Here is a 5,959-nt window from a genome sequence, read left to right on the forward strand (position 1 = left end):
GTTCGTCACCTGCGCCAAGTGTCGATATGTCCTGACGAGCTTAATGCAGGTCTAGGATACGACGTTCTTATCGAGAGCATCCTTCGCAAAGATTTGTGGTTTCACATGCGGTCGCAGACCGAGGTCAGCAGGATCATCAGATCGAAGCCTCTCGAGGATGGCCTGGCATTCTGTGACTACCTAGCCGGAACGTTTCAGAGCCATTTCGAGGATGGTGATTCCGAGGCGTACAATATCCTAAAGGACCATGTCTATCTGCATATGCCGTGGTCATAAGTCAGCGATCGATCAAACGGACGCGCGGTCAGCGAGTGTTGAAGCGGGACTTTCCTTGGCGGCTTTCCTGAGTTCGCCTTCAAACGTCACGTCTTCGGCTGTGAGTCGGTCGTTGCCACGCGAAACGGGGAAAAGCTGGCAGAGAAAGTCGTTCCATTCTTGGAAGCCCATAACGCGTCGTCGGGACTTCCGCCTTCGCGCTATTCAGAATCGGGGCCACCACGTGCGAGGAGCTTGCCTGCTGGCTCCTTTCCCGAAAGCGCTGAAGGACCCGGGCCAGTTTGTGAAGAAGTTCGCGGAAAAGAAATTCAAGGAAAAGGTCAAAAAAGTCGAGGACAAGATCAAGGACCCTATCGGCTCTACTGTCGAGGACATCCTCAATCCGGGAGGAATTATTGAGTAAGCTAAGGACTGAGGCCAGACATATGAGGCGCAGAGTCCAATATTTTTGGAGATAGTCCAGACGTATCTGGCGCTGCATATCAAGCGACGGTGTTCGTTCGTATATTTACCGTCACATTTTGAAAAGATGTTGGTAATTCTATGCGTATCTTGTGCAACCACTGCTTTCGGATAGCGTGTGCTGGTAACGATTCTGCCGGGGTGCAATGTCGCTAGACGAATATCCGAAACTCAAGACGTCAGTACCCGGTCAATACCTCGGATATGGCCTTCAGCCCGTTCGACTCTGCTACTATCTGATGAGTGTCGCCAAGGGCTGCCGGATCTCGCTTGAGCAACTTGACGATATCGCGATCCATGACCCATCCGGCGGATTGATCTTCGAGCAGTCGAAAAGCGCGATGTCGGGCAATCCCGCCTCGGACAGGTCTGCGGAACTGTGGAAGACGCTCGCGAACTGGGCTTCACTTCCTGGCTCGCTTCTCGATCCAGCAACCGCGTTCCGGTTTTACGTCACCCCACTGAAGGTCGGCGACCTCGTTCACGCATTGCATGACGCCAGAGATGCTGCAAAGGCTGACGCGCTGCTGAAGAAATTCAAGACGAAGACCTTCAAAGGCAAAAAGGGTGTCGGCGTGGAGCCGTTGATAAGCAAATTTCTCGAAGCCGGCGATGAAGTCTGTCTGAAGGTCATACGGCTCTTTGAATTGCAAACTGAGGAAGACCCGATCGACGCGATCACGCAAAAGCTGGTTGTGACACTTCCGGAGGAAAGCCTGGACCAGTATTGCGCTGCGGCGATCGGCATCGCAAAGGATGACGTCGATAGTCTCATCCGTAAAAAAAAGGCACCGATCCTCGACGCTGTCGTGTTTCGGCGTAAACTGAGAGCGTTCATCAGAAAGCACGATTTTTCAAAGCTTCTGGTCTCGACCACGGGTGCGCCCGCCCAGGATCAGATTGCCGATCTTCTCAGCAGTCAGCCGACTTTTGTGCGCCAACTGCTGGCCGTCGAGGCTTCGGATACGCTCATGACAAACGCAGTCAGCGACTTCCTAAGAGCCATGGCCGACAAGGTCACCTGGGCGGACACGGGCAGTATCGTCAACAGCAGTCTTGACGAGCTTGACGAGTCTCTCATTCGCCATCATGCAATGACTTCTGATGAGCTTTCGGATACCCACGGGCATCTGGACGCTCCGCAACTGGGAAGGCAGCTTTATCGCCGGTGCGTCAATCTGACTATGCCCTTGGAAGGCCAGAGTCTTCCCACCTACTTCGTCGCTGGAGAGTACAACTGCCTTGCCGACGACCGTAGGGTCGGTTGGCACCCCGATCATAAGACCTTGTTTCCCAAGGGGGCATCATGACGACCACCCCTCTCTCTACGGTGGCGCTGGTCCAGAATCCCGCGCTGGGAGCTATGCTACTTTGGCGGTTCGGAAAGTCCTATCAGCAAGAACGATTGGTCGAGGCCGCCCAGTTACACTCGTTCTTCGTGGTGCTCCCGCTCCTGTACCACGCCCCCACGCTTGACCGCATCCGTTCCACCTACGAATCGTCCGGTCTTTCGCAGTTCACCAAAAAGCTGGGCGAGGAGCGCGAGCTTCTAATCGCGGTGCAAGAGCGTGCCCTGAAGATGCGGGAGCTAACGCTGTCCTCCGTAGGTGCGGCAATCTCCAGCGGATTGATGAACCTTTCCTACGACACGGGAAGGCTTCGGAGTAACGAAGCACGTCCCCCAAAACCGCCCGAACGGCTGAAGTACCACGTCGCCGGAGCAGACAAGCTCGGTCGCTGGTTCGGCAGGCTATCGCTCGATCAGGCCTTCGCACTTTTGTGGGTGGAACCCTAACCATGCATTTCCAGATTCTTAGCTTGATCCTCTGGCCCAAGGCTGATCATCCGCCGCGTGTCCTGCATTTCGAACCCGGGATGGTGAACGTCATCACCGGCGCGTCAAAGACCGGGAAATCAGCGGTAATCCCAATTATCGACTACTGCCTGGCGTCTGGCAAATGCAGCATTCCGGTTGGGACGATACGCAATACCTGCGAATGGTTCGGTATCGTAGTGGATACCCTCGAAGGCAAAAAGCTTCTGGCTCGGCGGGAACCTGGCGAGGCAAAGCAGACCGGCGACATGTTCCTCCTAGAAGGCGACGAGATCGATATCCCCGATCGGATCACCGAGAAGAACACGAACGCGGACATCGTCAAACGCAAGCTCGGCGAGCTGTCCGGCCTGTCGCGGCTCCGGATCAATCCGGATGCGGACGCGGCCTATCAAAGCCGGGTAAGCTTTCGCGACCTCATCGCATTCAACTTCCAGCCTCAATACATCGTTGCGAACCCGCTTGCCCTGTTTTTCGGAGCGGACACGACCGAACATCGAGAGAAGCTAAAGGCTATTTTCCCCTACGTCCTCGGTGCTTTGACTCCGGAAATGGTTGCGGCGCGATGGGAGATTGACCGCCTGCAGCGCATTCTTCGCCAAGCAGAATCCGCTTTGTCTACGGTCAAGAAAGCGGTCCGTGCCTGGCAGGCGGAAACCACCGGGTGGCTCAGACAGGCGCTCGAGCTCGGGCTCCTCCCACAGGGAACGGCAATTCCCGAAGATGAGCCCAACCAGACGATAGACCTCCTCCGTGCGGCGACGCGCGCCGACACTCGAACATCATTCGCGACCGTCGACTCGATCGAGCCCTCGCTCCGTCAGCTCGAAGTCTTGCAAAACCGGGAATCAGAAACCGCTGCGAGGCTCTCCATTCTCCGGCAACACCTCGGAGAGGTGGAACGTCTTGTAGACAGCAGCCGAAAGTACGGCGGCGCTATTCGCATCCAGAAGGACCGGCTGGACATCGCGGAGTGGCTCAAGTCTAGGACGGAAGCCGCCAGCGACCCGATAGCGGTGCTTGCGGATGGTCGCGAGAAAATTGACGCGCTCGTGCAGGCGCTGGCGGGAATTGAAATCCAGTTGCGCACGCAACCGAGCCTATCCGACTCTTTCGATAAGGAACGTCTACGGATCAGGTCGGACCTTGAAGAGGCAACGAAAGCCTTGGCCGCAGTTCGCCAGGAGATCACGATCCTCGAACGCCGATCGGACGAGGTCAGGGAAGCAACTTACCGAAGAGACAGAGTTGAGCGTTTCCTCGGTCGTCTGGAACAGGCGCTCGAGACATTCGAGCGCGCCGAGGATGGTGGCACGCAGGCGGAAGAGATTGGTCGACTGCAGGACCTGATCGAAGAACAGAAGGCGATTTACTCCGAGCAGCAGGTTCGCAGGCGTACCGAGAACGCGCTGCTATATGTCTCGAAGATTGCGGCCTCCATCCTGCCCAAGCTTGATGGCGAGTGGCCTGATGCGCCGATTGAGGTATTGATCGACGACCTGACTGTCCGCGTCGTGCATCCCGACCGCAAGGACTACCTATGGGAAATCGGCAGTGGCGCAAACTGGCTCGCCTACCACGTCGCGGTAACCCTGTCGCTCCAGCGCTTCTTCAGGGAGCTTCCGGATCATTGTGTCCCGGGATTCCTTGTGTACGACCAACCAAGCCAGGTCTACTTCCCGTCGGGGTTTGACAAACCAGGTCGGGACGCGCCAGGTCGAACGCGCAATCAGGACGTTGCCGCCGTCCGGGGAGTGTTCTCAGCCATCGCGGACGAGATCGTTCTTGCGAAGGGCCAGTTGCAGGCAATTGTGCTCGACCATGCCGGCGCTGACGTTTGGGGAGAACTCATTGGCGTCGTGCCTATCGCCGAATGGCGGGATGGTGACGCACTCGTTCCGGATTCATGGATCGCTCCTACGAACGCGGTCTGAGGGATAGCGATCGTGCATACCTTCCAACGTGAGCAACGATTGCAATCGGCCCATTGCGGACAACGATCAGAACGCTGATCCGACGGTGGCACGAGTTCACGAGGCGATGGGATGGATACCCGGAGGACGCCACTTCAGTGCTCCAAGGTTATGTACGATGTTTCTGAAAGTTCTCGAAGTGAGAATCTAGGCTCTTTGGGGAAACATCATCCGCAATGGCTTTGGCGCGAAGGCTCAAATAGTCCGATGATCCAATGCGGTCAGAAACTTCAACTTCCTTAGTCTTGGGATTGATGGAGATAAGGTGCGCGTCAAATAGTTTGTGAATATCACTTCTAAGCAGAAGGCCATTCTCCAGCTTGTCGCGGTCGGCAAACCTCTCTGAATATGGAATGATGTGTGCAGCCTCGAAGACCGATAATTCGCTCGTGCCGGTTATCGCGCAGCAGTTGGAGCGCTTATTCAAGAGCGCTTGCCGGAACGCGGTCTGGTATCGCCGCAAGACCACCGGGCGTAGGGCCGTGGTGTCTTCGATCTTCTCTCGGTTTAGGGCTTCACGCGGGTCGGGGCTCAGGTTCTCGTATTCCGCGATCTTGTGGACTTTTTGCCTGATTGCGGACAGAAGCGCGTCCACGTCGCTATCTTAAATTGGCCAAATCCGGCTATGGCGGCTCGTGTCTATTCTGGAAATGAAACTCCCCTCGTCCTTGTGGGCTTCCACGAGTTCTTTCCCCACAAGGCGATCAAAAAACATCGCATCAGAAATCAGTGCAATTCATCCCAACTGCAAGGGGCCAAACTCGACCACGGCAGTTAAACCTCGCCCGCGCTCGCCGTCCTTTTCCTGCTCGTGCAACCATACGAGACCCAGAAAGCGCTTTGCTAGGATTTCTCAGCATAGCTGTTCTCTCTGTGAAGCTCGGGAAGGTGAGCTTTGCGGCCAACCCAACTTTCGGCTGATGGCCGAACGCCGTTTTCTCCGAATAGCTCGATTGCGCTGGACTTGATGAAGAACTGAATGTCCTGCTGTAGGAATTGATTCACCTTGCTTGCACCGAGTTTTAGCCGTTCCTGCGCTGCAGCGATCACATCATCGGAAAACCGCTCGGGGTATTTCAGCACTAGGGCTTCGTAGCTCTGATTTGGGTCGACTTCTTCAAAACCGACAGAAACCTTCAGGACCCGGCTCGCAATTACCGAAACCGCCCCCAATGCGTTGATGTCTCGGGGTTCATACCCGAGGCCCGCCTGCTGGCCTCGATTTCGCTTGACCTCTTGCCAATGATCGTACACGCGGGCGAGATCATTTTCCAACGGATCGGCGCTGCTTTTGAGGGCTCTCATGACTTCGGACATGCAGCTTTCCTGCGTTCTTCTCCCCGGGGCGAGACCTGCAGGATTTCGGAAAGTGTCCCGAAATTCAAACGCAAATTCATCTTTCCAGGCTTGAACC

General features: G+C 55.9%; 7 protein-coding genes. 5 read left to right on the forward strand and 2 right to left on the reverse strand.

What is annotated here, in order from left to right:
• The 5 genes from C9413_RS32810 to C9413_RS26385 form a co-directional block, all read left to right on the forward strand.
• Positions 1-276 (forward strand): hypothetical protein (locus tag C9413_RS32810; RefSeq protein WP_210263615.1); only part of this gene is annotated, 276 nt, incomplete at its 5' end.
• A gap of 112 nt (positions 277-388) precedes the next feature.
• Positions 389-679 carry a hypothetical protein gene (locus C9413_RS26370; protein ID WP_133941610.1) on the forward strand — a complete coding sequence of 97 codons (291 nt, stop codon included), beginning with the start codon at positions 389-391 and terminating at the stop codon, positions 677-679.
• Between the two features lie 205 nt (positions 680-884).
• Complete coding sequence (locus tag C9413_RS26375; protein ID WP_040114337.1) at positions 885-2,048, forward strand: ABC-three component system protein; 1,164 nt, start codon at positions 885-887, stop codon at positions 2,046-2,048.
• A complete protein-coding gene (locus C9413_RS26380) occupies positions 2,045-2,533 on the forward strand; it encodes a three component ABC system middle component (protein WP_052451709.1) in 489 nt (162 codons plus the stop codon). The genes C9413_RS26375 and C9413_RS26380 overlap by 4 nt, the downstream gene beginning before the upstream one ends.
• A gap of 80 nt (positions 2,534-2,613) precedes the next feature.
• A complete protein-coding gene (locus C9413_RS26385) occupies positions 2,614-4,506 on the forward strand; it encodes a DUF3732 domain-containing protein (protein WP_246703852.1) in 1,893 nt (630 codons plus the stop codon).
• A gap of 148 nt (positions 4,507-4,654) precedes the next feature.
• Here C9413_RS26385 and C9413_RS26390 read toward each other — a convergent pair whose 3' ends face one another.
• Positions 4,655-5,140, reverse strand: coding sequence for an HNH endonuclease (locus C9413_RS26390; RefSeq protein WP_052451708.1), 486 nt, complete (start codon positions 5,138-5,140; stop codon positions 4,655-4,657).
• Between the two features lie 248 nt (positions 5,141-5,388).
• On the reverse strand, positions 5,389-5,959 hold a 571-nt coding region (locus tag C9413_RS26395), incomplete at its 5' end, for a hypothetical protein (protein WP_210263616.1).

It is taken from the genome of Rhizobium sp. SEMIA 4085 (genome assembly GCF_013004495.1).
GTDB lineage: Bacteria > Pseudomonadota > Alphaproteobacteria > Rhizobiales > Rhizobiaceae > Rhizobium > Rhizobium gallicum.

Coding starts and splice junctions, on each gene's coding strand:
- C9413_RS26375 (WP_040114337.1), top strand. CDS start 885: ATGTCGCTAGACGAATATCCGAAACTCAAGACGTCAGTACCCGGTCAA.
- C9413_RS26385 (WP_246703852.1), top strand. CDS start 2,614: ATGGTGAACGTCATCACCGGCGCGTCAAAGACCGGGAAATCAGCGGTA.
- C9413_RS26380 (WP_052451709.1), top strand. CDS start 2,045: ATGACGACCACCCCTCTCTCTACGGTGGCGCTGGTCCAGAATCCCGCG.